Origin of the sequence: Roseateles rivi, assembly GCF_043555845.1 — a bacterium.
GTDB lineage: Bacteria > Pseudomonadota > Gammaproteobacteria > Burkholderiales > Burkholderiaceae_C > Roseateles > Roseateles rivi.
In genome coordinates, this window is record NZ_JBIGHZ010000004.1 from 421930 (window position 1) to 445452 (window position 23523).

At 65.1% G+C, this 23523-nt stretch carries 20 protein-coding genes; 10 read left to right on the forward strand and 10 right to left on the reverse strand.

What is annotated here, in order from left to right; all coding sequences use genetic code 11:
• Nucleotides 1–154: 154 nt before the first annotated feature.
• Together ACG0Z6_RS12125 and ACG0Z6_RS12130 are read left to right on the forward strand one after the other, a co-directional pair.
• Nucleotides 155–823: an SDR family oxidoreductase gene (locus tag ACG0Z6_RS12125; RefSeq protein ID WP_394461734.1), complete on the forward strand. Its 669-nt coding sequence runs from the start codon at nucleotides 155–157 to the stop codon at nucleotides 821–823.
• 52 nt (nucleotides 824–875) lie between these two features.
• On the forward strand, nucleotides 876–2006 hold the full coding sequence (locus tag ACG0Z6_RS12130; RefSeq protein ID WP_394461736.1) for an acyl-CoA dehydrogenase family protein: 1131 nt from the start codon (nucleotides 876–878) through the stop codon (nucleotides 2004–2006).
• Between the two features lie 13 nt (nucleotides 2007–2019).
• Here the strand turns inward: ACG0Z6_RS12130 and ACG0Z6_RS12135 are convergent, their stop codons facing one another.
• Both ACG0Z6_RS12135 and ACG0Z6_RS12140 read right to left on the reverse strand, forming a co-directional pair.
• Nucleotides 2020–4809 carry a sensor histidine kinase gene (locus tag ACG0Z6_RS12135; protein WP_394461738.1) on the reverse strand — a complete coding sequence of 930 codons (2790 nt, stop codon included), beginning with the start codon at nucleotides 4807–4809 and terminating at the stop codon, nucleotides 2020–2022.
• 146 nt (nucleotides 4810–4955) lie between these two features.
• Nucleotides 4956–8579 (reverse strand): indolepyruvate ferredoxin oxidoreductase family protein, encoded by a 3624-nt coding sequence (locus tag ACG0Z6_RS12140; RefSeq protein WP_394461740.1) that lies wholly within the window; start codon nucleotides 8577–8579, stop codon nucleotides 4956–4958.
• A 354-nt stretch (nucleotides 8580–8933) separates the two neighbouring features.
• Here ACG0Z6_RS12140 and ACG0Z6_RS12145 point away from each other — a divergent pair, with 354 nt between their 5' ends.
• From ACG0Z6_RS12145 to ACG0Z6_RS12155, 3 genes are all read left to right on the forward strand, one after another.
• Nucleotides 8934–10469 (forward strand): methyl-accepting chemotaxis protein, encoded by a 1536-nt coding sequence (locus tag ACG0Z6_RS12145; protein WP_394461742.1) that lies wholly within the window; start codon nucleotides 8934–8936, stop codon nucleotides 10467–10469.
• 78 nt (nucleotides 10470–10547) lie between these two features.
• Nucleotides 10548–11018, forward strand: a complete 471-nt coding sequence (locus tag ACG0Z6_RS12150; RefSeq protein ID WP_394461744.1) for an Lrp/AsnC family transcriptional regulator — start codon at nucleotides 10548–10550, stop codon at nucleotides 11016–11018.
• A gap of 93 nt (nucleotides 11019–11111) precedes the next feature.
• Nucleotides 11112–11735 (forward strand): CBS domain-containing protein, encoded by a 624-nt coding sequence (locus ACG0Z6_RS12155; RefSeq protein ID WP_394461746.1) that lies wholly within the window; start codon nucleotides 11112–11114, stop codon nucleotides 11733–11735.
• A 16-nt stretch (nucleotides 11736–11751) separates the two neighbouring features.
• On the opposite strand, the gene ylqF is transcribed toward ACG0Z6_RS12155, so the two are convergent.
• The 4 genes from ylqF to ACG0Z6_RS12175 form a co-directional block, all read right to left on the reverse strand.
• On the reverse strand, nucleotides 11752–12678 hold the full coding sequence (gene ylqF / locus ACG0Z6_RS12160; RefSeq protein WP_394461748.1) for a ribosome biogenesis GTPase YlqF: 927 nt from the start codon (nucleotides 12676–12678) through the stop codon (nucleotides 11752–11754).
• A gap of 41 nt (nucleotides 12679–12719) precedes the next feature.
• Nucleotides 12720–13046, reverse strand: coding sequence for a TonB family protein (locus ACG0Z6_RS12165; RefSeq protein WP_394461750.1), 327 nt, complete (start codon nucleotides 13044–13046; stop codon nucleotides 12720–12722).
• Between the two features lie 59 nt (nucleotides 13047–13105).
• Nucleotides 13106–14656, reverse strand: coding sequence for a methyl-accepting chemotaxis protein (locus ACG0Z6_RS12170; protein ID WP_394461752.1), 1551 nt, complete (start codon nucleotides 14654–14656; stop codon nucleotides 13106–13108).
• Between the two features lie 163 nt (nucleotides 14657–14819).
• Entirely contained in the window at nucleotides 14820–15524 is a 705-nt protein-coding gene (locus ACG0Z6_RS12175; RefSeq protein WP_394461754.1) for a YggS family pyridoxal phosphate-dependent enzyme, read from the reverse strand.
• A gap of 36 nt (nucleotides 15525–15560) precedes the next feature.
• Between ACG0Z6_RS12175 and ACG0Z6_RS12180 the strand changes: the two genes are divergently transcribed.
• The 3 genes from ACG0Z6_RS12180 to ACG0Z6_RS12190 are packed head-to-tail and all read left to right on the forward strand — an operon-like array spanning nucleotide 15561 to nucleotide 18686.
• Nucleotides 15561–16604, forward strand: coding sequence for a type IV pilus twitching motility protein PilT (locus ACG0Z6_RS12180; protein WP_394461756.1), 1044 nt, complete (start codon nucleotides 15561–15563; stop codon nucleotides 16602–16604).
• Nucleotides 16605–16633: 29 nt separating this feature from the next.
• On the forward strand, nucleotides 16634–17770 hold the full coding sequence (locus tag ACG0Z6_RS12185) for a PilT/PilU family type 4a pilus ATPase (RefSeq protein ID WP_394461758.1): 1137 nt from the start codon (nucleotides 16634–16636) through the stop codon (nucleotides 17768–17770).
• Between the two features lie 13 nt (nucleotides 17771–17783).
• On the forward strand, nucleotides 17784–18686 hold the full coding sequence (locus ACG0Z6_RS12190) for an NAD(P)-dependent oxidoreductase (RefSeq protein ID WP_394461760.1): 903 nt from the start codon (nucleotides 17784–17786) through the stop codon (nucleotides 18684–18686).
• 12 nt (nucleotides 18687–18698) lie between these two features.
• On the opposite strand, the gene ACG0Z6_RS12195 is transcribed toward ACG0Z6_RS12190, so the two are convergent.
• From ACG0Z6_RS12195 to ACG0Z6_RS12205, 3 genes are read right to left on the reverse strand one after another with little or no spacing between them, the layout of a single operon-like run.
• The gene (locus ACG0Z6_RS12195) at nucleotides 18699–19319 is read right to left on the reverse strand and encodes a BON domain-containing protein (RefSeq protein WP_394461763.1); all 621 of its coding nucleotides are present in this window, start codon (nucleotides 19317–19319) and stop codon (nucleotides 18699–18701) included.
• 26 nt (nucleotides 19320–19345) lie between these two features.
• Complete coding sequence (locus ACG0Z6_RS12200) at nucleotides 19346–19915, reverse strand: SIS domain-containing protein (protein ID WP_394461764.1); 570 nt, start codon at nucleotides 19913–19915, stop codon at nucleotides 19346–19348.
• Between the two features lie 31 nt (nucleotides 19916–19946).
• Nucleotides 19947–20330: a YraN family protein gene (locus ACG0Z6_RS12205; protein WP_394461766.1), complete on the reverse strand. Its 384-nt coding sequence runs from the start codon at nucleotides 20328–20330 to the stop codon at nucleotides 19947–19949.
• On the opposite strand from ACG0Z6_RS12205, the gene rsmI reads away from it, so the two are divergent.
• Nucleotides 20329–21267 carry a 16S rRNA (cytidine(1402)-2'-O)-methyltransferase gene (gene rsmI / locus ACG0Z6_RS12210; RefSeq protein WP_394461956.1) on the forward strand — a complete coding sequence of 313 codons (939 nt, stop codon included), beginning with the start codon at nucleotides 20329–20331 and terminating at the stop codon, nucleotides 21265–21267. The genes ACG0Z6_RS12205 and rsmI overlap by 2 nt on opposite strands.
• A gap of 60 nt (nucleotides 21268–21327) precedes the next feature.
• On the opposite strand, the gene ACG0Z6_RS12215 is transcribed toward rsmI, so the two are convergent.
• Nucleotides 21328–21690: a hypothetical protein gene (locus ACG0Z6_RS12215; protein WP_394461768.1), complete on the reverse strand. Its 363-nt coding sequence runs from the start codon at nucleotides 21688–21690 to the stop codon at nucleotides 21328–21330.
• 145 nt (nucleotides 21691–21835) lie between these two features.
• Between ACG0Z6_RS12215 and tldD the strand changes: the two genes are divergently transcribed.
• Nucleotides 21836–23299 carry a metalloprotease TldD gene (gene tldD, locus ACG0Z6_RS12220; protein ID WP_394461770.1) on the forward strand — a complete coding sequence of 488 codons (1464 nt, stop codon included), beginning with the start codon at nucleotides 21836–21838 and terminating at the stop codon, nucleotides 23297–23299.
• Nucleotides 23300–23523 lie beyond the last annotated feature (224 nt).

The following is a 23523-nucleotide window of genomic DNA, read 5'->3' on the forward strand; positions in this document are numbered from 1 at the left end:
GTTTCTGCACAGGTCAGGAGCACCGAGTGAATACCCATCGCTGTGGGTGGTCTGACCTGCACCCCATCTGAATCACCGGACTCCAGCCTGGAGTCCGCCGCCACACCCCCACCCCAGGCACAATCCCCCACTTCGAATTGAGGGGGAGTGCAGCGTGAGCACGGTGTTGGTGATTGGGGCGTCGCGGGGCATTGGTTTGGAGCTGGTGCGCCAGTGCTTGGCCGCGGGTGACAAGGTGGTGGCCACGGTGCGGGGCGAGGCGGCTGGGGCGGCGCTGCGGCAGCTGGGGGCGCATGTGGTGAGCCTGGATGTGGCGCAGCTGCACAGCGTGGCGGGCTTGGCCTGGCAGTTGGATGGCTGGCAGTTTGACCAGGTGTTTTACGCCGCCGGTGTGTTTGGCCCGCGCACCCAGGGCATGCAGCCGCCCAGTGAGGAAGAGTTCAAGAACGTGATGGCCACCAATGTGCTGGGGCCCATGCAGGTGCTGCCGCAGTTGCTGGACAACTTGGCGCCGGGCGCGCGCATTGGCTTGCTGTCCTCGCGCATGGGTTCCATGAGCCTGCGGCAAAACCCTGCCGGGTGGCTGTACCGGGCCTCTAAGGCGGCGCTGAATTCGGTGTCGCGAGACATTGCTCTGGCGCTGGACGGGCAGGCCCTGTGTGTGGCGCTGCACCCGGGCTGGGTGCGCACTGACATGGGCGGCTCTGAGGCCGATATCGACGTGCAAACCAGCGTGGCGGGCCTGCGCCAGGTGCTGGCGGGTTTGCGGCCCCAGCACTCGGGCCATTTCTACAACTACGACGGCGAGCGGCTGCCCTGGTGAGGGCTGGCTGGCGCAGCGCCGTGCTGCCGCATTGAATTGACAGGGAGACCCCATGCTGCTTTCCGACGACCACCGCGCCGTGCAAGACGCTGTGCGCGCTTTTGTGCAAGACCAAATTGCGCCCAAGGCGGCGCAGTGGGACAAGGAGCACCACTTCCCAGCGGCCGAGCTCAAGGGCTTGGCGGAGCTGGGCTGCTACGGCGTGGCCGTGCCCACGGAATACGACGGCGCGGGCCTGGACTACCTGGCGCTGGCCATCATCCTGGAAGAGATTGGCGCGGGCGACGGCGCCACCTCCACCGTGGTGAGTGTCAACAACTGCCCGGTGTGCTCCATCCTCATGGCCTTTGGCAACGAGGAACAAAAGCAGGAGTTTTTGAAGCCGCTGGCCCGCGGTGACATGCTGGGCGCCTTCTGCCTGACCGAGCCGCATGTGGGGTCTGAAGCCGGGGGCTTGAAAACCACCGCAGTGCGCGAGGGCGATGACTACGTGCTCAACGGCGTCAAGCAGTTCATCACCAGCGGTAAAAACGGCGATGTGGCCATCGTCATGGCTGTGACGGACAAGGCTGCGGGCAAGAGGGGCATCAGCGCCTTTTTGGTGCCCACCCGCACGCCCGGCTACACGGTGGCGCGCATCGAAGACAAGATGGGCCAGCACGCCAGCGACACGGCGCAAATCCTGTTCGAGAACTGCCGCATTCCGGCGCGCTACCGCCTGGGCGAAGAGGGCCAGGGCTTGAAGATTGCGCTCTCGGGCCTGGAGGGTGGGCGCATCGGCATTGCCAGCCAAAGCGTGGGCATGGCGCGCGCGGCGTTTGAGGCAGCGCTGCGGTACAGCAAGGACCGGGTGGCTTTTGGTCAGCCCATCTTTGAGCACCAGGTCATCCAGCACAAGCTGGCCGAGATGGCCACGCAGATCGAGGCCGCGCGCCAGCTCATCTGGCACGCCGCGGCGCTCAAGGACGCGGGCCAGCCCTGCTTGATGGAAGCGGCCATGGCCAAACTCTTTGCCAGCGAGATGGCTGAGAAGGTGTGCTCTGCGGCCATTCAAATCCACGGCGGCTACGGCTATGTGAGCGACTTCCCCGTGGAGCGCATCTACCGCGATGTGCGCGTGACGCAGATCTACGAAGGCACCAGCGAGGTGCAGAAAATCCTCATCGGCCGCGCTTTGGGCTGAAGACTGCGCGCGCTCAGGCCGCGCTGGCGTTGGCGCGGGCGTGCAGGGGCAGGGCCACGCAAAAGCGTGTGCCCTGGCCTTCGCTGCTGTGCACGGTGATGTCGCCCTGCAGGGCTTCGACCACGAGGTTGTGGGCGATGGACAGGCCCAGCCCGCTGCCACCCTGACCAAAGCGTGTGGTGAAGAAGGGCTCGAAGATGCGCTGCTGCACTTCGGGCGGCATGCCCTTGCCGTTGTCGCTGAGCTCCAGCAGCACGGGCAGGGTGGGGTGGTCGCGCTGCTGCACGCTCAGGCGCAGCACGCCGTCGCTGCGCTCGCCAATGCCGTGGATGAGGGCGTTTTCCAGCAGGATGATGAGCACCTGGCTGAGCGAGCCCGCGTGGCCGAAGAGGCGCAGCGCCTCGGGCAGCTCGGTGACAACTTGCACATGTTGGCGCCGCAGCTGGTGGGACAGCGTGTGCACGCACTGCTGGCAAAGCTCGGGCAAGTCAAAGCTGCAGTGGTCTTGCACCTGGCGGTTCACAGCCAGCTGCTTGAAGCTGTTGACCAGGCGCGCGGCGGTGTGCAAATTGCGCTGCACCACATCCAGGCCTTGCCCCAGGCTCTCCAGCAGTCCGGTGAGGGCGCGTTTGCTCAGCGCCCCGGCGCCGAGTTGCTGGCCGAAATGGCGCGTGTGGTCTTGCAGCGTGGTGCTCACCAGCAGGCTGTTGCCAATGGGGGTGTTGAGCTCGTGCGCCACGCCCGCCACCAGCGAACCCAGCGAGGCGAGTTTTTCCTGATCGGCCAGCTTGCGCTGCAGCTGCTGGGTGTTTTGGTGGGCCACCGCATTGGCCAGGGCAATGGCCACGTAGGAACTCAGCGCGGAGAAGATGGTGCGTTCGCGCGCGCCGTAGGCATGGGCTTGGCGGGTTTGAAGCGACATCACCCCCACCAGCGTGCTGCCCACTTGCAGCGGTGCGTGCATGGCACTGGCCATGGGGCTGGCACCGGGCACTTCGCTGTCGAGTCGGGCTTGGTTGGCGGCCGCTTCTTGCACCAACACCTCCAGCTGCCGCGCGCAGCGTGCGCTGCTGGAGTGGGGGTGGCTCAGCGCTATGGGCAGGCCTGACAGCGCCATGCCGTCTTCAATGAGCTGCAGCGGCAAGAGCTGCTCGCCATTGGGGTCGGTGCGGTAGATCAGGATGCTGTCCACCGGCAGCAGCTCGCGGATCAGCGTGTTGGTCTGGGTGCCCAGGGCTTCGATATTGAGCTGTGCGGTGATGCGCTGCCCCACTGCGGCCAAGCGTGCCAAGGTGTTTTGCTCTTGCTCCAGCAGCGCAATGCGTTCGCGCCGGGCTTCGTTCTGCGATTTGAGCTTGGCGGCCTCGGCCTCCATGCGCCGGTGCTCGATGCGCGCCATCAGCGACAAGGCCTGTTGATTGTTGGTGGCTTCAGCGGCGTGTTGTGCGGCCTGGCGGGCCTGGCGCTCGATTTCGAAGGCACGGGCGTGGTCGCCGCAGGTGGCGTAGTAGTCCGACAGCACGCTGTAGTAAGAGGGCTTGAGAATCAGCCCGCTGGCCTTGGTTTGGGCTTTTTGCAAGGCCGCGAAATGCTGCTCCATGAGCTGGTGCTTGGCCTCGGCGCTCAGGTCGGTGCGCTCCAGTGTGGAGCGTGACAGCAGGTACAGGGCAATGACGGCATGCCCCCAGTCTTGCGCGTCCTGCGCGGACTGCCATGCCATGGACGCGAAGTTGGCGGCCAGGCCCCATTGCCCGCGCCCGAGGTGAATGTGGGTGAGGCCGACCAAGGCCTCGGTTTCCATTTCGGGCTGTTGGTTGAGCAAGGCCCAGTGGCGCACTTGCAGCAGCAGGGGCTCGGCCATGTCGTAGCGGCCGCTGCTGTAGTGCGCGCAGGCCAGGCCTTCCAAAATGCCCGCGTACTCGCGCAGGTGCGGGTAGGCCTGAACATTGTGCAGGGCGTGCTGCAGCACATCAGCGGCTTTTTCGTTTTGCCCGGCGTGCAGCAACAGCTGCCCCAGGCGCATGTCGCACTGGGCGTGCAGCGCAGGCCAGCCCAGGCCGGCGCACAGCTGGTGGCCACGCTCGATCCAGGCAAAGGCTTGTTCAAAGTCCCAGGCGCCGTAAGCGCTGTAGCACAGGGCCGAACACAGCGTAACGGCCAAGCGGCGCTGGCCGTTACGCTGGGCCAGCTCAAAGGCGCGCAGCCCCGGGGCGGTGCATTCGGCCACGCGGCCGTGTTGTATGGCCCAGCGCATTTGCGCGAACAAGGCCGCGGCCTCGTTGGCGGGGCCGTATTCGGGGCGCAAGGGGCCGAATTGCTTTGCCAAGGACTCGCTGCGCGGCAGGTCCACATAGGCCAGCAAGGCGGCTTGCTCCTGGGCGGCGAGGTGCGCGCGCGCTGGGTCGCCCGCGCGCAGCGCCAGCTCGGCGGCTTGCTGCAGCAGCAGCACGGCGCGTTCGACCTGGCCCAATTCGGCCTGCAGCAGGGCCTGGGGCCAGAGTGCGTCGGAGCAGCCGCGCAAATCGTCCAGCAGCTCGAACTGTTCGTAGGCCTGGCGCGATTGCTGTTGGCACAGCTCGGACTCGAGCTGCAGCTGCGCACGCTCGGCGTGCATCAAGAGCAGGCGAGCCTGGCACTGGCGCCGCGTGCGCGAATCGGTGTGGGAGAGCTGCTCCTGCACGCGCCGCTCCCAGCCCTGACTTTGCTCGGGGCTGTGTTGGCGGTAGACCCAGGCCCGGTGCAGGGTCTGGAGCAGGGTGTCGGCGTGGTCGTCCGGGCCCAGCAGTTCTAGGGGCTCAAACAAATGCATATAGCAGCGCGCGCGGCCTCATCGGAGGGACCAAGGGTTGGCAATCGCTGCAGGCTAAGGGCAAGCTGTGGCACTGCCCCTGGAAAAAAGGGCCCAACTGGGCCCTTGATTGGTTTCAACACGCGAGTGTGTGCAAAGCATCACAGCTCAGCCACGCCCTTGATGCGCGTGGGGGACACCGCGGCGGGCGCAGCCTCGGCGGGCAGCGCCTTGCCGTGCAGGCGGTCCAGCAGCTCGCGCCACTTGGCCCGCACGGTCACCACATTGGCCAGCTTCACATGGCCATAGCCGCGCACCTGTTCGGGCAGGCGTGCCAGGTGCAGCATGAGTTCGTAGCGTGCGGCGGGCAGACCCGCTTGCAGCAGGGGCAAGAACTCTTGCTCGATGAGGGCTTGGTAGTCGGCCAGCAGCTGGCGTTCCATGTGGCGCTCTTCGGTTTTGCCAAACACATCCAGCCAGCTGCCACGCAGGCCTTTGAGGCGGGCCAGCAGTTTGAAGGCCTGCCAAGTCCAGCTGCCCAGCTCCATCTTCTTGGCGCGACCGTCGGCGCCGGGCTTGGACAGCAGCGGCGGTGCGAGGTGGAAGGACAGGCGCTCGTAGGACTGGAACTGCTGCTGCAGGGCTTGCTCGAAGCGCCCGTCGGTGTAGAGGCGGGCGACTTCGTACTCGTCCTTGATGGCCATGAGCTTGGCCAGGTAGCGGGCCACGGCCTTGGTGAGGCGCTCGCCCCGGCCCAGCTCACCCAGGCGCGCCTCGGCCTCGCGCACGCGCTGCACCAGGGCGGTGTAGCGCTGGGCGTAGGCGGCGTTTTGGTAGTCGGTGAGGAAGCGGGCGCGGCGCGCCAGCAGGCCCTCTTCGCCGTCGAGCTGGTCTTGCGCGAGCAGCAGCTGCACGGGCGTGCCGGCGGACTTGCCCGAGAGGCGCTGCAGCGCTTCAGGTGCCGCAATGGCCAGACGGCCCAGGGCGAAGGCGGTCTTGTTGCCGGCCACGGCGACGCCGTTCAACTCGATGGCGCGCATCAGCGCTTGCAGGCTCAGTGGCACCAGCCCGCGCTGCCAGCAGGCCCCCAGCATGATGATGTTGGCGGGCATGGTGTCGCCCATCAGGTCTTTGGCAATGGCTTGTGCGTCGATGGTGGACAGCAGCTCGCGCGCGGCGGCCTCGCCACCCACGGCGTGCTGCATCTTGGCCAGCAGGCCCGGGGCGTGCAGCGTGGCGTCGGGGTTGCGCACAAAGGCTGCGGTGGGCAGCTCGTGGGTGTTGGCCAGCACGACGGTGCGCCCGGGCTTGACGGTGCCCAGCGCGTCGGGGCTGGCGCCCACCACCATGTCGCAGGCCAGCAGCACGTCGGCCTGCTGGGTGTCGATGCGCACCTGGTTGAGCAGCGCGCGCGTGGGGGCCAGGCGCACAAAGCTCAGCACCGAGCCGCCTTTTTGCGCAAAGCCCATGAAGTCCAGCACCGAGGACTCCTTGCCCTCCAGGTGGGCCGCCATGGACACCAGCGCGCCGACGGTGACCACGCCGGTGCCGCCCACGCCGGTGACCAGCATGTCAAACGGTCCGCCCCAGGCCCAGGGCGCGGGGGCGGCGATGGCCGCGAGCTCGCGCTCCAGGTCTGCCGCGCTAAAGCCCGAGCCCACCTGCTTTTTCAGCTCGGCACCGTGCACCGAGACAAAGCTGGGGCAAAAGCCGTTCACGCAGGAGAAGTCTTTGTTGCAGCTGGACTGCTCGACGGCGCGCTTGCGGCCCCAGTCGGTTTGCACCGGCACCACCGAGAGGCAGTTGCTGGCCACGCCGCAGTCGCCGCAGCCCTCGCACACGGCCTCGTTGATGAAGATGCGCCGTGGTGGGTCGACAAACTCTTTCTTCTTGCGGCGGCGGCGCTTTTCGGCGGCGCAGGTTTGGTCGTAGATGAGAACTGTCACGCCCTCGATGTCGCGCAGCTCGCGCTGCACGGCGTCGAGCTCGCTGCGGTCATGGAAGGTGGTGCCGGGCGGGAAGAGGTTTTCGTGGCCCTGGTATTTCTGGGGCTCGTCGCTGACCACCACCAGGCGCTTGACGCCTTCGGCCTCCACCTGGCGCGCAATCTGCGGCACGCTGGTGCTGCCATCAACGGGCTGGCCACCGGTCATGGCCACGGCGTCGTTGTAGAGGATTTTGTAGGTGATGTTGGTGCGTGCCGCAATGGCCTGGCGTATGGCCAAGTAGCCCGAGTGGTAGTAGGTGCCGTCACCCAGGTTTTGGAACACATGCTTCTCGGTGGTGAAGCGGCTGTGTGCGGCCCAGTCCACGCCCTCAGCACCCATCTGGATCAGGCCAGAGGTGCCGCGCTCCATCCAGCTGGCCATGAAGTGGCAGCCAATGCCGGCCAGGGCGCGCGAGCCCTCGGGCAGCTTGGTGGAGGTGTTGTGCGGGCAGCCCGAGCAGAAGTAGGGCACGCGGCGCACGCCGTCGGCCTCGTTGTGCAGCAGGGCCGGGGCCAGGAAGTCGGCCACCAGGTGGCGGCGGTCCAGCTCAGGCGCCAAACGCGCCAGCCATTGCGCCAGCGTGGGCATGATGCGCGAGGGGCGCAGCTCGCCCAGCGCGCTCAGCACCGCGCAGCCTTGGGCGTCGTTTTTGCCGGTGATGCGCGGGCGCTCGCCCTCGGGCCAGGGGTAGGCCAGCTCTTTGAGCTGGCGCTCCACCACGGGGGCCTTTTCCTCAATCACCAGCACTTCTTCCAGCCCCTTGGCAAAGGCGCTCATGCGCTGGGGCTCGATGGGGTAGACCAAGCCCACCTTGTAGACGCGCACGCCCGCAGCGGCGAGCTGCTCGGTGCTGATGTCCAGGCGGCGCAGCACTTCCATGAAGTCCAGGTGCGCCTTGCCCACGGTGAGGATGCCCAGGCGCGCGACCGGCGCGTCGACGATGGTTTTGTCAATGCGCGGGTTGGCGCGTGCAAAGGCCAGCACGGCGTTGAGCTTGTGAGCCAGGCGCGTTTCCAGCTCCAGCGAGGGCAGGTCCACCTGGCGGATGTGCAAATCGGTGGGGCTTTGGTAGTCGCTGGGGGTGTTGAAGCCCTGGGGCACGGAGGCCAGGTCCACCGTCATGCCCGACTCCACCACCTCGGAGATGGCCTTGAAGCCCACCCAGGTGCTGCTGTAGCGGCTCAGCGCCCAGCCGTAGAGCCCGAACTCCAGGTACTCGGCCACGCTGGCCGGGTGCACGATGGGCATGCTCCAGGCTTGCAGCGCCAGGTCGCTCTGGTGCGGGGTGGAGGAGGACACGCAGCCGTGGTCGTCCCCGCACACCACCAGCACGCCGCCTTGGGTGGAGGTGCCGTAGACATTGCCGTGCTTGAGCGCGTCGCCCGAGCGGTCCACGCCCGGCCCCTTGCCGTACCACATGGCAAACACGCCGTCGACGGTGCGCTTGGGGTCCAGCGCCACGCGCTGCACGCCCAGGCAGGCGGTGGCGGCCAAGTCCTCGTTGATGGCGGGCAGGAACTGCACCTGCGCCTGGTCCAGGAACTTCTTGGCCTTCCACAGCTGTTGGTCCACCATGCCCAAGGGGCTGCCTCGGTAGCCCGACACAAAACCAGCGGTCTTGAGCCCCTGCTGTTCGTCCAGCGCTTTTTGCGCCAGCAGCAGGCGCACCAGCGCTTGTGTGCCGGTGAGGAACACCTGCCCTTGCCGGGCCGTGAGGTTGTCGGAGAGCTTGTAGTCGCGCAGCGAGAGCGCGCTGGGCTCCACCGTCGTGGAGTTGTTCACAGAGGAAGAAGACATGGCTGGCCTCGGCAGGCTGGAGGAAGACGGTAGGGCCGCGATTTTTTGGCAGCTTTGAGAGAGAAACTTGCCTATTTTTCTATCAATAGGCAAATATTAGAATGATTACGGCTACAAAAGCCTTTGATTTGAGTTGGAAATTTCTTGACGCTTCGGCCCTGGTTCATGTGTTTTAGGCCTTAAGGGATTTGGCGTGCTCTCAGCGTGAATTTTTCGATATCCCGGGTGTTTCTGTTTCAAAGGCGCTGTGCCGTGGGCAATTCCTGCCGATGAGAATGCCAGCGCGCCCTGCCGTATTGGGGTCAGTTGTCATGGGGTGGCGCGGTTCAACAGTGCTCAATTGCAGGAGCTTGAATGAGAAACAACCAGCCAGTTACCCAGAGGGAAGTCGAATTTCCGGAAGGTTCGACCCTGATGTCCACCACCGACAAAGACAGCTACGTGCAGTACGCCAACGCGGCGTTCGTGGCGGTCAGTGGCTATGAGCGGGATGAATTGATTGGCCAGCCCCACAACGTGGTGCGTCACCCCGACATGCCGCCCGAAGCCTTTGCCGATATGTGGACCACGCTCAAGCAGGGCTACTCCTGGACGGCGCTGGTGAAGAATCGCTCCAAAAACGGCGATCACTACTGGGTGCGCGCCAACGCCACGCCCATGCTGCGCGGCGGGCAGGTGCAGGGCTATATGTCGGTGCGTACCAAGCCAGGGCGAGAAGACATCCAGGCTGCCGAAGCGCTCTACGCGCGCTTTCGCGCGGGCACCCAAGGGGCTTACAAATTCCATCGCGGCTTGCTGGTGCGAACCGGCGTGCTGGCACCGCTGAGCTGGTTCAAGCTCATGTCCGTGCGTACACGCCTGCTGCTGGGCACGGTGCTGGGCATTTTGCCTGGGGCCGTGGCTGTGGCAGCGGGGGCACCTCATTGGGCATCGGCCCTGGCCTTGGGGGCCGGGGGTGTGGCTGGGGCGCTGTTTTTGGACCGCCAAATCGGTGCACCGCTGCGCCAAGTGGAGTTGGAGGCCCGTGCCGTGGCCAGTGGTCAGGCGCCCAGCGGGCGTACCCTGGAGCGGGTGGACGAAATCGGCCTGCTGCTGCGCGCGGTGACGCAAGCCGGGCTGAACCTGCGCTCCTTGGTGGACGATGTGGCAGAACAAATCGGTGCGCTGACGTCGGCCAGCCGCGAAATTGCCGATGGCAATATGGACTTGAGCAGCCGCACCGAAGCCCAGGCCAGCAATCTGGAAGAAACCGCCAGCTCCATGGAGCAAATGACGGGCACGGTCAAGCAAAGCGCGGACAACGCAGCGGCCGCTACGGCCCTGGCCGGTGAAGCTTCGCAAGCCGCTGAGGCTGGTGGCACGGTGGTCAGCGGGGTGGTCGAGACCATGTCGCGCATCACCACATCGAGCCGCCGCATTGCCGACATCATTGGCACCATCGACGGCATTGCTTTCCAGACCAATATCCTGGCGCTCAATGCGGCCGTGGAAGCGGCGCGTGCGGGCGAGCAGGGCCGAGGCTTTGCCGTGGTGGCCGGTGAGGTTCGCAGCCTGGCGCAGCGCAGCGGCGAGGCCGCGCGCGAGATCAAGCGCCTCATCACCGACTCGGTCGACAGCGTCGAGGCTGGCAACCGCCAGGTGGGCGCCGCGGGCGACGCCATGCGAGGCATCGTGAACCAAGTGTCACGCGTCTCACAGCTCATCAACGAGATTTCCAACGCCACCAAAGAGCAAAGCCTGGGCATTGGCCAGGTGAACCAAGCTGTCAGCCAGTTGGACCAAATGACGCAACAAAACGCCGCTCTGGTGGAGCAAAGCGCTGCGGGCGCCACTTCCCTGGCACAACGCGTACAGGCGCTGGGGCATGCGGTGTCGGTGTTCCGTTGCTGAGTGTGGTGGCGTCGGTAGCGCTGTCAGGCTGCCGCCATGCGGTCCCCCGATAATCACCACCACAAAGAGGAATCCTGCATGGACAGCTCACGCTTTGATCGCGCCACCCGCCAAATACTTGAAGCCCTGCAAGCCGATGCGCGGCTTTCCACCCAGGCGCTCGCCGAGCGCGTGGGTTTGTCCGCCACACCGGTGTGGCGTCGCGTCAAAGAGTTGGAAGACACAGGCGTGATCCGCCGCCATGTGGCCCTGGTGGACCGCGAAAAAATCGGCCTCAACATCTGTGTGCTGGCCCATGTCAGCCTGCTGCGCCACAGCGACGGCGCGGTCGAGCAGTTCGAGCAGTTGGCGCTGAGCAGCCGCGAAATCATCGAATGCCACGGCATCACCGGTGAGGCCGACTATGTGATCAAGGTCGTAGTGCCCGATATGAAGGCCTACGACCAATTCCTCCAAACCAAGGTCTTCAAAGTGCCCGGTGTGGGCAGTGTGCGCTCCAACGTGGTGCTGCGCGAGGTCAAGTACGACACGGCTATGCCCGTGGGCTGATGCCCCTGCGGGCCGCTGCGGCAAACACACATCAAGTGTGGCCCGCCGCGGCCGATGTGCTGGAGTGAACCACGGCTCGGGCTTGTAGCGCGAATGTTTGCCATCTACGGAATCCAAGGCCATGTGGCCAGCGCCGCACTGGAACAGGTGCAGGCGCTGGCGCGCACGCAAGCCACGCGCGCCGTGCTGCCCGACGAGGGGATGCAGGGCCAGGGTTCAGAGCCGCAGGCCCAGTCGCCACAGTACGGCAGCCATGGCGCCGCGCTGGCGCTGCAGGCCTATGCCCAGCAGCTGCCGGGTTGGTCGCGCGTGGAGCACCTCATGCAGCCCTGCGCTACGGTGCTGGAGGTGCAGTCCGATCTGGCTTCGGCCTGGCGTTTACTCGCCCAGCACGACTGCGAGGCCGCCCCGGTGCTGCGCCAAGACCGCTTTGTGGGCCTGCTGCAGCGCAAACGCTGCTGGCCCGAGCAAGCCCCCGATGTGAGCGCTGAGGCCTGGGCCGCGCACTGGGCTCAGCCCGTGCGGGCTTGCATGACCAGCCCATTGCCCGTGGCTCACCCCGAAACACCTCTGGCTGACGCCGCCGCGCTCATGCAGGCGCTGCGTCTGCCCCTGCTGGCGGTGTGTGATGGCAGTGGGGTGCTGCTGGGTGAGCTCAGCGTGGCCGCCTTGCTGGGCGCTCTGACCCAGCCGCACCGGCTCAGCGCCTGGGGCTGACCTGGGGGCGCTTGATTCAGCGCTGCGGGCGCCGTGCGGCGCGCTGCGCCTCGCGTTCGGCCTCGCGCTGTGCGGCGGCATCGGCGGCGGCTTGGCGCCACTGCGCAAACTCTTCGGGGGTTTCCAGCGTCACGCGGCCCAGCTGGCCGCTGCGTAAATCGGCCAGCAGAATTTCTGCCGCCTTTTGCGTGTTCACCACGCCACCGCTGAGCACCGCGCCGCGCCGGCGGCCCAGCGCTTGCAGCACCTCCCCATCGGCTTCTTGCTCGGTGGGGCTGAGCTGGTAGCGCTGCGCCAGGGCCTGTGGGTAGTGGCGGCGCAAATAGGCCAGCAGCTCCAGTGCCACCACCTCTTCTTCAAAGGCATTGCGGCCCACCGCGCCGCTGGCGGCGAGGTTGATGCCGGCCTGCGGCAGCTCGATCTTGGGCCACAGCATGCCGGGCGTGTCAAAGAGGTAGACGTCTTTGTCGAGCACGATTTTTTGCTCGGTCTTGGTGATGCCGGGCTCATCGCCGGTCTTGGCCGCGCGCTTGCCCACCAAGGTGTTGATCAGCGTGCTCTTGCCCACATTGGGAATGCCGCACACCAGCACACGCAGCGGTTTGGCCAGCCCGCCGCGCAGTGGGGCCAGCGAGCGGCAGCTCTGCGCCAGGGTGCGCGCCAGACCTTTGCTGCCTTGGTCTATAGCCAGGGCCTGGGTGTTGGCTTGGGCGTTGTAGTGGGCCAGCCAGGCGGCGGTGCGCTCGGGGTCGGCCAAGTCCTGCTTGTTCAGCAGCTTGAGGGCGGCGCGGCCTTGGGTGAGCTCGGCCAGCAGCGGGTTGGCGCTGCTGGCGGGCACGCGCGCGTCCAGCAGCTCAATCACCACATCGATGCCGCTTTTCATGCGCTCGCGGATTGCGCCCCGGGTCTTGTGCATGTGCCCGGGAAACCATTGAATCGTCATGGCCGCGATTGTCGGCCATGACGCTGGCGCTGTGGGCGGCTTCAGTCTTCGTTGCGAAAGACCAGCTTCACCTCATGCGTTTGCTTCTCGCCGCTGGGCTCAAAGCGCCAGTCCAGCAAGGCGCGGGTGACGGCTTTGTCAAAGACCTTGCGCGGCTCGGCTTCGAGAATGTCAACGCCGGTGACTTTGCCGTCGGCGTCGATATTGAGCTTGGCCTTGACCGTGCCGCTGGTGATGGACTGGCGGGAGGCTTCAACCGGGAACTCCGGCGGGACTTTTTTGATGATCTTGGGCACTGAGGCCAGCGCCGCGGCGCTCAGGCACAGGGCTCCCAAGGCCAGGGCGGTGCGGGACAGTGGCTTGTTCATGGTGGGGCTCCTGAAACGGGTGGGTGGAGGGCGAAAAAGGGGAGGGCGGGGTGGGGCGTTCATGCCGCCACGCGGAAGAATTTCACCGCCTGCTGCAGACGGCTGGAGCTGATGCGCAGCTCCTCGGTAGAGCGGCTCAGCGCGTCCACCAGGGATGTGTTTTGCTGTGTGGTGCGGTCCAGCTCGTTCATGGCGTTGTTGACCACGCCCACGCCAGCGGCCTGCTCGTGCGCGGAGTTGGAGATCTCCTCGATGAGCTGGCCCATGTTGTTGACCTCGTCCACCACCGAGCGAATGGTGGCGCCAGCGTTGTTGACCAGGGCCGTGCCGCTTTGCACCCGCTCGGTCGACTCTTGGATGAGCTGCTTGATCTCCTTGGCCGCCTGGGCGCTGCGCGAGGCCAGGGCGCGCACTTCGGAGGCCACCACAGCAAAGCCCTTGCCGTGCTCACCCGCTCGTGCGGCTTCCACCGCGGCATTGAGCGCCAGGATGTTGGTCTGGAAGGCAATGCCGTCGATGACGCCGATGATGTCGCCGATGCGGCGCGAGCTGGCGCTGATGTCCTCCATGGTGGAGACCACCTCGGCCACCACAGTGCCACCGGTGGAGGCCGATTGGCAGGCTTTGGTGGCAATCAGCGCGGCCTTGCGGGTGAGGTCGCTGGCGCCGGCCAGGTTGGAGGCTATCTGCTCGACCGAGGCAGCAGTGTTTTGCAAGCTCGCTGCAGAGCGTGCGGTGCGCGCGGACAGGTCTTGGTTGTTGTTGGCGATGTCGCTGGAGTTGTCTGCGACTTCGTTGGCGGCTTGCCCCACTTGCTGCACCACGAGGGAGAGTGCGCCTTGCATCTCGTGCATGGCCTTCAGCATGTGCGCCAACTCGTCGTCGCCCTTGGCGTCAATGCGCCAAGACAAATCGCCAGCACTGATGGCTTGTGCCGCGTCCTTGGCCTGGCGCACTGGCAGCACGATGGAGCGCGCAATGGTCCAGCCCCAGCCGCCGCCGATCAGCACGGCCAAGCCCACCCATATGGCCGTGATGAGCACCGAGCGTTGTGCCAGTGTGGCGCCGGCTTTGGCAGTTTGGCTGCCCACATACACCTGGTGCTGTATGAGTTGGCCCAGGGCCTTTTGGTATTTCTGCTGGGCAGGGCGCAGATCGCTGATGAGGCTCTCGCGTGCTTCGTCAGGCGAGGCGTCGCGTTGCAGCGAGTTGAACTTCGAGACCGCTTGATTGAAAGCATCCAACTGCCCTGACACATCTTTGAGCAGACCCTCCTCCTGCTCGCTTTGTGGGACCTCGTGCAGCAACTGCAGCTTGTTGCGGCTGACCTGCAGCGCTTCATCAATAGCGGCGCGCTGCTTCTTGATTTGTTTGGCTTCGTCCAACAGCAGCAAGTCTCGTGCGGCCGCTGCCACCACATGCACCTGAGCCTCCAGCTCGTTGGTCATGTGGATCTTCACCAAGCTGGTGTCCGCCGTGTGGCGCAGGTCACTGGAGAGTTGATTGGCGTTGTGCGCGCCATAGGCGCCGATGCAGATGATCAGCAAGATCAGCAGGCCATAGCTCAGAGCCAGGCGCTGTGCAATGCGCAGCCGAGACAGTAGTCCCATGTGTCGTACCCCTCGTGTTGGTGTAGTTGGCTAGGCATCACCCTCGGGTCGAGGGTGGACCTGCATGGCTTTCGGCCACGAGGGGTCGGAACTTGAAGGCATGAACACCACCGCAATCAGGGGGTGTTTGCTTGGCGCACTGAGCGCGCCAGAAACGCGGGTTTCAGTGCGGTGTGGTGCCGCTGCGTTGACCAAAAATAGCGCTGCCTACGCGCACGATGGTCGCGCCTTCCATGACGGCGGCTTCCATGTCGGCGCTCATGCCCATACTCAGGGTGTCCAGCGCCAAGCCTTGCTTGATGAGGGTTTGCAGCAGCTGTGTCAATGCCCGGTGCGGTGCGCGTTGTGCCGCCAAATCCTGGGCAGGTTCGGGGATGGACATCAGCCCGCGCAGTTGCAGGCGTGGCAGTGCGGCCACGGCGTGGGCCAGCTCGGGCAACTCGCCAGGTGAGACACCGCTTTTGCTGGCTTCGCCGCTGACATTGACTTGTAGGCACACCTGCAGCGGTGGCAGGTGTGCCGGCCGCTGCGCGCTGAGCCGCTGCGCGATCTTGAGTCGATCAATGCTATGCACCCAGTCGAAGTGTTCGGCCACATCCTTGGTCTTGTTGCTCTGCAGCGGGCCAATCATGTGCCAGCGCAGTTGCGCGCGCAGGTCCGAGAGGGTGCAGATTTTGTCCAGGGCTTCCTGGACATAGTTTTCGCCGAAGTCCCGCTCGCCTGTGGCGTGAGCCGCACGGACTTGCTCGGCCGCAAAGGTCTTGCTCACCACGAGCAGGCAAAGCTGCTCAGACTGGCGCCCAGACTGCTCGCATGCGTGGGTCAAACGCTGACGCACCTGTAGTATGTTGTCGGAGATCATCGACATAATCGCTCGGAACTACGGCCCTCGAGGCCTCAGCTCATGGACATCACTCAACTGCTTGCATTCTCGGTCAAGAACAAGGCGTCGGACTTGCACCTCTCGGCGGGCCTGCCGCCCATGATCCGTGTGCACGGTGACGTGCGGCGCCTCAACGTCGAACCCATGGATCACCGGCAGGTGCACGCCATGGTGTACGACATCATGAACGATGCCCAGCGCAAGGCTTTCGAAGAGCATTTGGAAATCGACTTCTCCTTCGAGGTCCAGGGCTTGGCGCGGTTTCGGGTCAATGCCTTCAATCAAAACCGTGGTGCGGGGGCCGTGTTTCGCACCATTCCCTCCAAGATCCTGACGCTGGAGCAGCTCGCCGCACCCAAGGTGTTTGGTGAACTTGCGCTCAAACCTCGCGGCTTGGTGCTGGTGACTGGGCCCACGGGTTCGGGCAAGTCCACCACGCTGGCAGCCATGGTCAACCACCTCAACGAAAACGAGTACGGGCACATCCTCACCATCGAAGATCCCATCGAATTCGTGCATGAATCCAAGCGCTGCCTGATCAACCAGCGGGAAGTCGGGCCGCAGACGCTGTCGTTTTCTAACGCGCTGCGCTCGGCCCTGCGTGAAGACCCCGACGCGGTGTTGGTGGGGGAAATGCGCGACCTCGAAACCATACGCCTGGCCCTGACCGCCGCAGAAACCGGTCACTTGGTGTTTGGCACGCTACACACATCATCGGCGGCCAAGACGATTGACCGCGTGGTGGACGTGTTCCCTGCGGCCGAAAAAGACATGGTTCGCGCCATGATGTCCGAGTCGCTGGTGGCCGTGATTTCGCAGACGCTGTGCAAGCTCAAAGACGGCAGCGGCCGCGTGGCTGCGCATGAAATCATGCTGGGCACGGCGGCCATTCGCAACCTTATCCGTGAAAACAAGATTGCTCAGATGTACTCGTCCATCCAGACAGGCAACTCTCAAGGCATGCAAACGCTGGATCAAAACCTCACCGACCTGGTGCGTCGCAACATCATCTCTGCCGCTGAGGCGCGCAGCAAAGCCAAGTTCCCTGAGAACTTCCCAGGCTGACCCTCAACCGTTGCATCAGGAGCGCACTCGTGGAACGCGACCAGGCCAGTAAATTCATCAACGATTTGTTGCGGCTGATGATCACGCGCCGCGGCTCGGATCTCTTTCTCACCGCCGACTTTCCTCCCGCTATCAAGGTGGATGGGCGGGTCACCAAGGTCTCGCCTCAGCCTTTGACGGCTCAGCACACCCTGCAGTTGGCGCGCGCCATCATGAACGACAAGCAGGCGGCGGAGTTCGAGCGCAGCAAGGAATGCAATTTCGCCATCTCGCCCCAAGGCATCGGGCGTTTTCGTGTCAACGCTTACATCCAGCAGGGGCAGGTGGCGCTGGTGCTGCGCACCATCCCGAGTGTCTTGCCCACCGTGCGCTCGCTGGAGTTGCCCCAGGCGCTGGATGAGGTAGTGATGACCAAGCGTGGCTTGGTCATCGTGGTGGGGGCCACCGGTTCGGGCAAGAGCACGACCTTGGCGGCCATGATTGACCACCGCAATGAGGCCACGCAAGGCCACATCATCACCATCGAAGACCCCATCGAGTTCGTGCACCCGCACAAAAACTGCATCGTGAGCCAGCGCGAAGTTGGGCTGGACACCGAGGACTGGGGTGCGGCGCTGAAAAATACCTTGCGCCAAGCGCCGGATGTGATCTTGATGGGCGAGATTCGCGACCGGGAAACCATGGAGCACGCCGTGGCTTTCTCTGAAACCGGTCACTTGTGCTTGGCCACTTTGCATGCAAATAGCGCCAACCAGGCGCTGGACCGCATCATGAACTTCTTCCCGGAAGAACGTCACCAGCAGTTGCTGATGGACTTGTCGCTGAACCTGCGCGCCGTCATTTCGCAGCGCTTGGTGCCGCGCGAGCAGAGCAAGGGCCGCGTGGCGGCGGTGGAGATTTTGCTCAACACGCCCTATATCGCTGATCTGATCTTCAAAGGCGATGTTTCGGAAATCAAAGAGGTCATGAAGCGCTCGCGGGAGCAGGGTCTGCAGACCTTTGACCAAGCGCTCTACGACCTCTACGAGCAGGGCACGATCTCGCTGGAAGATGCGCTGCGCAATGCCGATTCGGTCAACGATTTGCGTCTGCAAATCAAGCTCAACAGCGAGCGAGCCCGGCGCGGCAGCCAGGGCACGGGTACTGAACACCTCTCTATTGTTTGACCGGCGGTTTTCCATGAGTTCCATCACTGCGCGCAGCTACGAACCTTCTGAGCCATTGACGCTGGCCTTCATTGGCCTGGGCGTGATGGGCTATCCCATGGCCGGGCACTTGGCGCGCGCGGGTCACCGCGTGTGCGTCTACAACCGCACGGCAAGCAGGGCGCAGGCCTGGGTGGCTGAGTTTGGTGGCAGCGCCGCAGCCACCCCGCGCGAGGCCGCAGCAGGGGCACAGCTGGTGCTGAGCTGTGTGGGCAATGACGACGATGTGCGTGCCGTACTGTTGGGCGAGCAGGGCGCCATGGCCGCAGCCGCTCCCGGCGCGGTGCTGGTGGACCACACCACGGCATCGGCCGAGCTGGCACGCCAGCTCAGTGCGCAGGCCGCCGAACGTGGCTTGGGCTTTGTGGATGCGCCCGTCTCGGGCGGGCAAGTGGGCGCGGTCAACGGCCAGCTCACCATCATGTGCGGGGGGCAGGCTGCGCATTTCGAGCGTGCACGCACGGTGCTGCAAAGCTATGCACGTGCTGTCACGCTGCTGGGCGAGGCCGGCGCGGGCCAGCTGTGTAAGATGGTGAACCAAATCTGCATTGCTGGGCTGCTGCAGGGGCTGTCTGAGGCGGTGGCTTTTGGTCAGCGCGCGGGGCTGCCCATGGAGCAGGTGCTGGGCGTGATTGGCAAAGGCGCGGCCCAGAGTTGGCAGTTGGACCAGCGAGGCCCCACCATGGTGGAGGACCGCTTTGACTTTGGTTTTGCCGTCGACTGGATGCGCAAAGACCTGGGCCTGGTGATGGAGGAGGCGCGGCGCAATGGCGCACGCCTGCCCGTGACAGCCTTGGTGGACCAGTTCTATGCCGCCGTGCAGGCCCAAGGCGGTGGGCGGCTGGACACATCCAGCCTCGTCAAGCTGCTGCGCTAAAGCCGACGCAGCTCAGTTTTTCTTGGGCGTGATGCGCGCGAGCTCTTCTTCGCTGATGAGCTCAAACGTGCGCACCACCTTGTTCACGCCCTTGATGCCGCGTACCAGCTCGCTGGCGCGCGTGGCCTCACGCTCGGTCACACGGCCCATCAGGTAGACGTTGCCGCGCTCCACCACCACGTAAAAGGCGTTGGACATCAGCTCAGGCGCGTCCAGCAGCGTGGCGCGCACCTTGGTGGCAATGGCCACGTCGTTGGCGCGGCTGCTCAGGGAGCTGAGCATGCCGACCTCGATTTCGTTGATCACGTGCTGCACGTTTTCCACGCCACGCGCGACGCGCTCAGCGGCGGCCTTGTCGGCGTCGTTGCGCGTCTCACCCGTGAGCAGCACCACACGGTTGTAGCTGTTGGTGTTGATGTGAACGCGGTCGCCCAGCTGCTCGCTGATGCGACGACCCGCCTTCAGCTCAATGCTTTGATCTTCCACCTGAATGCCCGAGGTACGACGGTCAGACGCCACCATGGCTCCCCCCACCATGGCTCCCCCCACCACCAGCGGCACGCAGGCGGTCTGGGTCAATGCCGCACCGGCGGCCAGCAACAAGGTCAGGGCGAAACGGGTCTTGATGGTCATGGTGATGGTCAGGGGTTGGGCAAGCTTTACTCGGCAGCGCCGAGCAGTTGCAGGTCAATGGCGTCGCACAGGCAGTGGGTGAGCAGGCGGTGCGCGTCAGCCACCCGCGCCTGACGGCTGTGCGGGACGCGCAGGTGAATGTCGGTGTCTTGCAAGGCGCTGCGCAGCTCTTCGTCGTGTGTGCCGGTCAACGCAATCACGCACAGCTCTTGTGCGTGCGCGACTTGCAGCAATGCTGCGCCTGCGCCGCTGGGCTGGGCTTCAAAGAGCAGCAGCAAATCGCCGGGTTGGCCCAGGGTTTGAATCTGCCGCATCAGGCTCGATGCACAGTCCCCATAGCCACTGGCCATGCCATTGAGGTAGATGGCGGCCAGGCCTGGGCGCTCTTGCTCCAAGCGCCCGGTGAGCAAGGCGGCGAGATAGGCCGCGTCAGGGGCCGAGGTGCCCAGTCCCGCGCACAGCACGCGGCCACCCGCGGTGAGGGCGTCGACCAGCATTTGTGCGGCGTCGGACAAGGGGCGCGAAAGCGGCTCTGCGACTTGGTAGAACAAGTCAGCGCTTTCGAAAAACTGTTGTTGTATTCGTTGCTCCAGCATGGGCGGGGATGATAAGCGAGGGGCCGATCGCTTACCCCCCGGAGGCATCAAAGGCCGCTGGCAGCCACTGCAAATCGTCGCCCTCCAGTGCCAGTACGTCGAAGCGGCAGGGCGGGGGGCTGGGTTGGCGCAGCAGGTAGTGACGCGCGGCGTAGAGGATGCGGCGGCGCTTTTGATGGCTCACGCTGGCCGCTGCACCGCCGTGGTTGCGCGAGCTGCGTGCGCGCACTTCGACAAAGACCACCGTGCCGTCAGCGTCGCGCATGATCAGGTCCACCTCGCCGGCATGTCGGGCCGGGCCGCGGGCCACCCGATAATTGCGCGCCACCAGTTGTAGCCCTTGGCGCTGCAGGTAGCTCAATGCGCGGTCCTCAGCGCGATCGCCTTGCTGTTTTGTGGAGTCAAACTTGAACATGGCCTCGTCCTTTGCCTCAGTCCGGGAGGCTGCTGCTCAGCTCGCGGGCGCGCAGCAGTATCCGGCTGCAACGCTCTATCTGGTGTCTACGCCCATCGGCAATCTGGCGGACATCAGCCTGCGTGCATTGCATGTCTTGGGGTTGGTGGATGCGGTGGCCTGTGAAGACACCCGCGTGAGTGGGCAATTGCTGAACCATCTGGGCCTGCACAAACCGCTGCTGAGCCTGCACCAGCACAACGAGATGCAAGCCGCGCAAACCGTGCTGCAGCGTTTGCAGCAAGGCCAGCGGGTGGCCTATGTCAGCGATGCTGGCACGCCAGCCATTTCTGACCCCGGCGCCCACCTCGTGGCGGCGGTGCGCGCCGCGGGCCTGCGTGTGCTGCCCCTGCCCGGGGCCAGCAGCGTGGTCACAGCGCTGTCGGTGGCTGGGGATGCGCAATCCCAGGGCTTTCACTTCGTGGGCTTTTTGCCGCCCAAAGGCGCGCAGCGTTTGCAGGCCGTGCAGGCTCTGGCGAATCAGCCCAGCGCCCAGGTCTTGTTTGAGGCGCCGCACCGCATGGCCGAACTGGCGCGGCAGCTGGCGGACGTTTTGCCGCAGCACACGGTGACGGTTTGCCGCGAACTGACCAAGCAGTTCGAGTCGGTGCATACGCTGGCGGCTGAGGCTTTGCCGCAGTGGTTGGCACAAGATCATCAGCGCGAGCGTGGCGAGTTTGTGGTGGTGGTGCATGCCAAGGCGCCAGAGGCCCCGCAGAGCGGGTTGCCCGAGGCGGCCTTGCGCGTGCTCCAGGTCTTGCTGCGTGAACTGCCGCTCAAACAAGCCAGCAGCCTGGCCAGTGAGCTCACCGGTGCACCGCGCAAAGCGCTGTACCAGCAGGCTCTGGACTGGAAGGATTCAGGCAGCCCCTCTTCCGAACCCGCCGACCTCGGCTGAGACCGGCGGGCTCAGGCGTCAGCGGGGGCTGACGGGCGGGGGCCTCACCTGAGCGCCGGTTCAAGGTTGTGTTGTTGTCGCGGTCTTCTTGTTGTGCTTGGCGTGCTTGATGTCGCCTGACGCATGCTGCTGCATGTGCTGGATGTGGCGACGCTCTTTCTTGCTCACCACGCCGTCGGCTTTGGCCTGCGTTTCGGCTTGGTCGATCTTGGCTTGCTGGCGTTCCAGATGCTGAGTTTCCTTGGCCGTGAGCTGGCCCGATGCTGCGCCTTGCGCAATGCGGGCTTGTTGCTTGGCCTCGTGCTGATCGATGCGTGGGGTGGCTGCAGACGCCGCTGCGGCAGGGGCGGCGGTTTGCGCCATGCTCAGCACCGGCAGCGCAGACAGGGTGACAACGGCCAACATCGAAAGCATGCGTTTCATACTGAGACTCCTGGGTGTTGTCCGGCACTGGCGCCGGATGAGCAAACAACGCCGCGCCAGGCGCTGACGCCGACACAAAGCCTGTGCAAAGAAACGTGAAGCACTCAAATGGGTGGTGGCCCGGGCGGCTGCCTACAATCGACCCATGATTTCGCAAGAACCCACCTTGGCCCGTCTGGCCACCGCGCGCGCTCAGCTGCTCGAACCGTTCGGCCTTTGCGACGCCAGCCTGCGCAAAGCACTGAGCCTGATCACCGAGCATCGCGTCGACGACGCTGATCTCTACTTTCAGACCACCCGGGCTGAGGGGTGGAGCTTGGAGGAGGGCATTGTCAAAAGCGGCAGCTTCTCCATCGACCAGGGCGTGGGTGTGCGCGCCGTGGTGGGCGAGAAAACCGCCTTTGCCTACTCGGATGACATCTCGGAGGCGGCGCTGCTGGATGCCGCGCGCACCGTGCGCACCATCGCCGCGGCAGGGCAAAGCCGCCGGGTGCGGGTGCCCGCCGAGCCGCGCATCGCTGCCAGCCGTACGCTCTACGGTGGGGCTGATCCCATCGCCAGCCTGGACAGCACGGCCAAGGTGGCGCTGCTGGAGCGCGCCGAGCGCCTGGCCCGCTCGCGGGACCCGCGCATCGTGCAGGTCATGGCCGGCTTGGCGGCCGAGCACGACATCGTGCTGATCGCCCGTGCGGACGGCACGCTGGCGGCGGATGTGCGACCCATGGTGCGCCTGTCCATCACCGTGATTGCTGAGCAAAACGGGCGCCGTGAGGTGGGCACTGGCGGTGGCGGCGGTCGCTTGGGTCTGGACTATTTCAGCGACGCCATGGTGGCGCAGTATGTGGACCAGGCCGTGCGTGGCGCGCTGACGAATCTGGAGTCGCGCCCCGCACCGGCGGGCGAAATGACCGTGGTGCTGGGCCCGGGCTGGCCCGGCGTGCTTTTGCACGAGGCCGTGGGCCACGGCCTGGAGGGCGACTTCAACCGCAAGGGCTCCAGCACCTTCAGCGGGCGCATCGGCCAGCGCGTGGCGGCCAAGGGCGTGACGGTGCTGGACGACGGCACGCTGCCCGACCGCCGGGGCTCGCTCAATGTGGACGACGAGGGCTGCGCCTCGCAAAGCAATGTGCTGATCGAAGACGGCATCTTGCGCGGCTACATCCAGGACGCCATGAATGCGCGCCTGATGAAGGTCGCACCCACGGGCAATGGGCGGCGCGAGAGCTACGCCCATGTGCCCATGCCGCGCATGACCAACACCTATATGCTGGGCGGTAGCCACGACCCGCAGGAAATCATTGCCAGCATCGACAAAGGCCTCTACGCCACCAACTTTGGCGGTGGTCAGGTTGACATCACCTCGGGCAAGTTTGTGTTCTCCGCCAGCGAAGCCTTCTGGGTGGAAAACGGCCGCATTCAATACCCCGTCAAGGGCGCGACCATCATTGGCAATGGGCCTGACGCGCTCACGCGCGTGAGCATGATTGGCTCGGACATGCAGCTCGACACCGGTGTGGGCGTGTGCGGCAAAGAGGGCCAAAGCGTGCCTGTGGGCGTGGGTCAACCCACGCTGCGCATTGACGGGCTGACCGTCGGCGGCACGGCCTGAGGGCTCCGGCCTCGCGGCCTTTGCACCACACGGCCCCGCGAAGCTGGGTTGACGCTGGAGCCAAGGCCGGTCTACATTGAACCCATGAACTTGTCGCGTTGCGCATTTTTCTTTGCCTATTTTTGGTTCTCGCCCCTGACCGGCGGCTGGAGAGGCAAACGCGCAAGCTGACAAGATACAAAGCCTTCCCAGAAAACCGCCGGAGACACCGGCGGTTTTTTTTC

Bases quoted from the DNA above. Each gene is read 5' to 3' on its own strand.
- ylqF (WP_394461748.1), bottom strand. From the start codon at position 12,678: ATGACGATTCAATGGTTTCCCGGGCACATGCACAAGACCCGGGGCGCA.
- ACG0Z6_RS12195 (WP_394461763.1), bottom strand. From the start codon at position 19,319: ATGACCATCAAGACCCGTTTCGCCCTGACCTTGTTGCTGGCCGCCGGT.
- ACG0Z6_RS12150 (WP_394461744.1), top strand. From the start codon at position 10,548: ATGGACAGCTCACGCTTTGATCGCGCCACCCGCCAAATACTTGAAGCC.
- ACG0Z6_RS12180 (WP_394461756.1), top strand. From the start codon at position 15,561: ATGGACATCACTCAACTGCTTGCATTCTCGGTCAAGAACAAGGCGTCG.
- rsmI (WP_394461956.1), top strand. From the start codon at position 20,329: ATGGCCTCGTCCTTTGCCTCAGTCCGGGAGGCTGCTGCTCAGCTCGCG.
- ACG0Z6_RS12155 (WP_394461746.1), top strand. From the start codon at position 11,112: ATGTTTGCCATCTACGGAATCCAAGGCCATGTGGCCAGCGCCGCACTG.
- ACG0Z6_RS12145 (WP_394461742.1), top strand. From the start codon at position 8,934: ATGAGAAACAACCAGCCAGTTACCCAGAGGGAAGTCGAATTTCCGGAA.
- ACG0Z6_RS12205 (WP_394461766.1), bottom strand. From the start codon at position 20,330: ATGTTCAAGTTTGACTCCACAAAACAGCAAGGCGATCGCGCTGAGGAC.
- tldD (WP_394461770.1), top strand. From the start codon at position 21,836: ATGATTTCGCAAGAACCCACCTTGGCCCGTCTGGCCACCGCGCGCGCT.
- ACG0Z6_RS12190 (WP_394461760.1), top strand. From the start codon at position 17,784: ATGAGTTCCATCACTGCGCGCAGCTACGAACCTTCTGAGCCATTGACG.
- ACG0Z6_RS12200 (WP_394461764.1), bottom strand. From the start codon at position 19,915: ATGCTGGAGCAACGAATACAACAACAGTTTTTCGAAAGCGCTGACTTG.
- ACG0Z6_RS12175 (WP_394461754.1), bottom strand. From the start codon at position 15,524: ATGTCGATGATCTCCGACAACATACTACAGGTGCGTCAGCGTTTGACC.
- ACG0Z6_RS12170 (WP_394461752.1), bottom strand. From the start codon at position 14,656: ATGGGACTACTGTCTCGGCTGCGCATTGCACAGCGCCTGGCTCTGAGC.
- ACG0Z6_RS12165 (WP_394461750.1), bottom strand. From the start codon at position 13,046: ATGAACAAGCCACTGTCCCGCACCGCCCTGGCCTTGGGAGCCCTGTGC.
- ACG0Z6_RS12130 (WP_394461736.1), top strand. From the start codon at position 876: ATGCTGCTTTCCGACGACCACCGCGCCGTGCAAGACGCTGTGCGCGCT.
- ACG0Z6_RS12215 (WP_394461768.1), bottom strand. From the start codon at position 21,690: ATGAAACGCATGCTTTCGATGTTGGCCGTTGTCACCCTGTCTGCGCTG.
- ACG0Z6_RS12140 (WP_394461740.1), bottom strand. From the start codon at position 8,579: ATGTCTTCTTCCTCTGTGAACAACTCCACGACGGTGGAGCCCAGCGCG.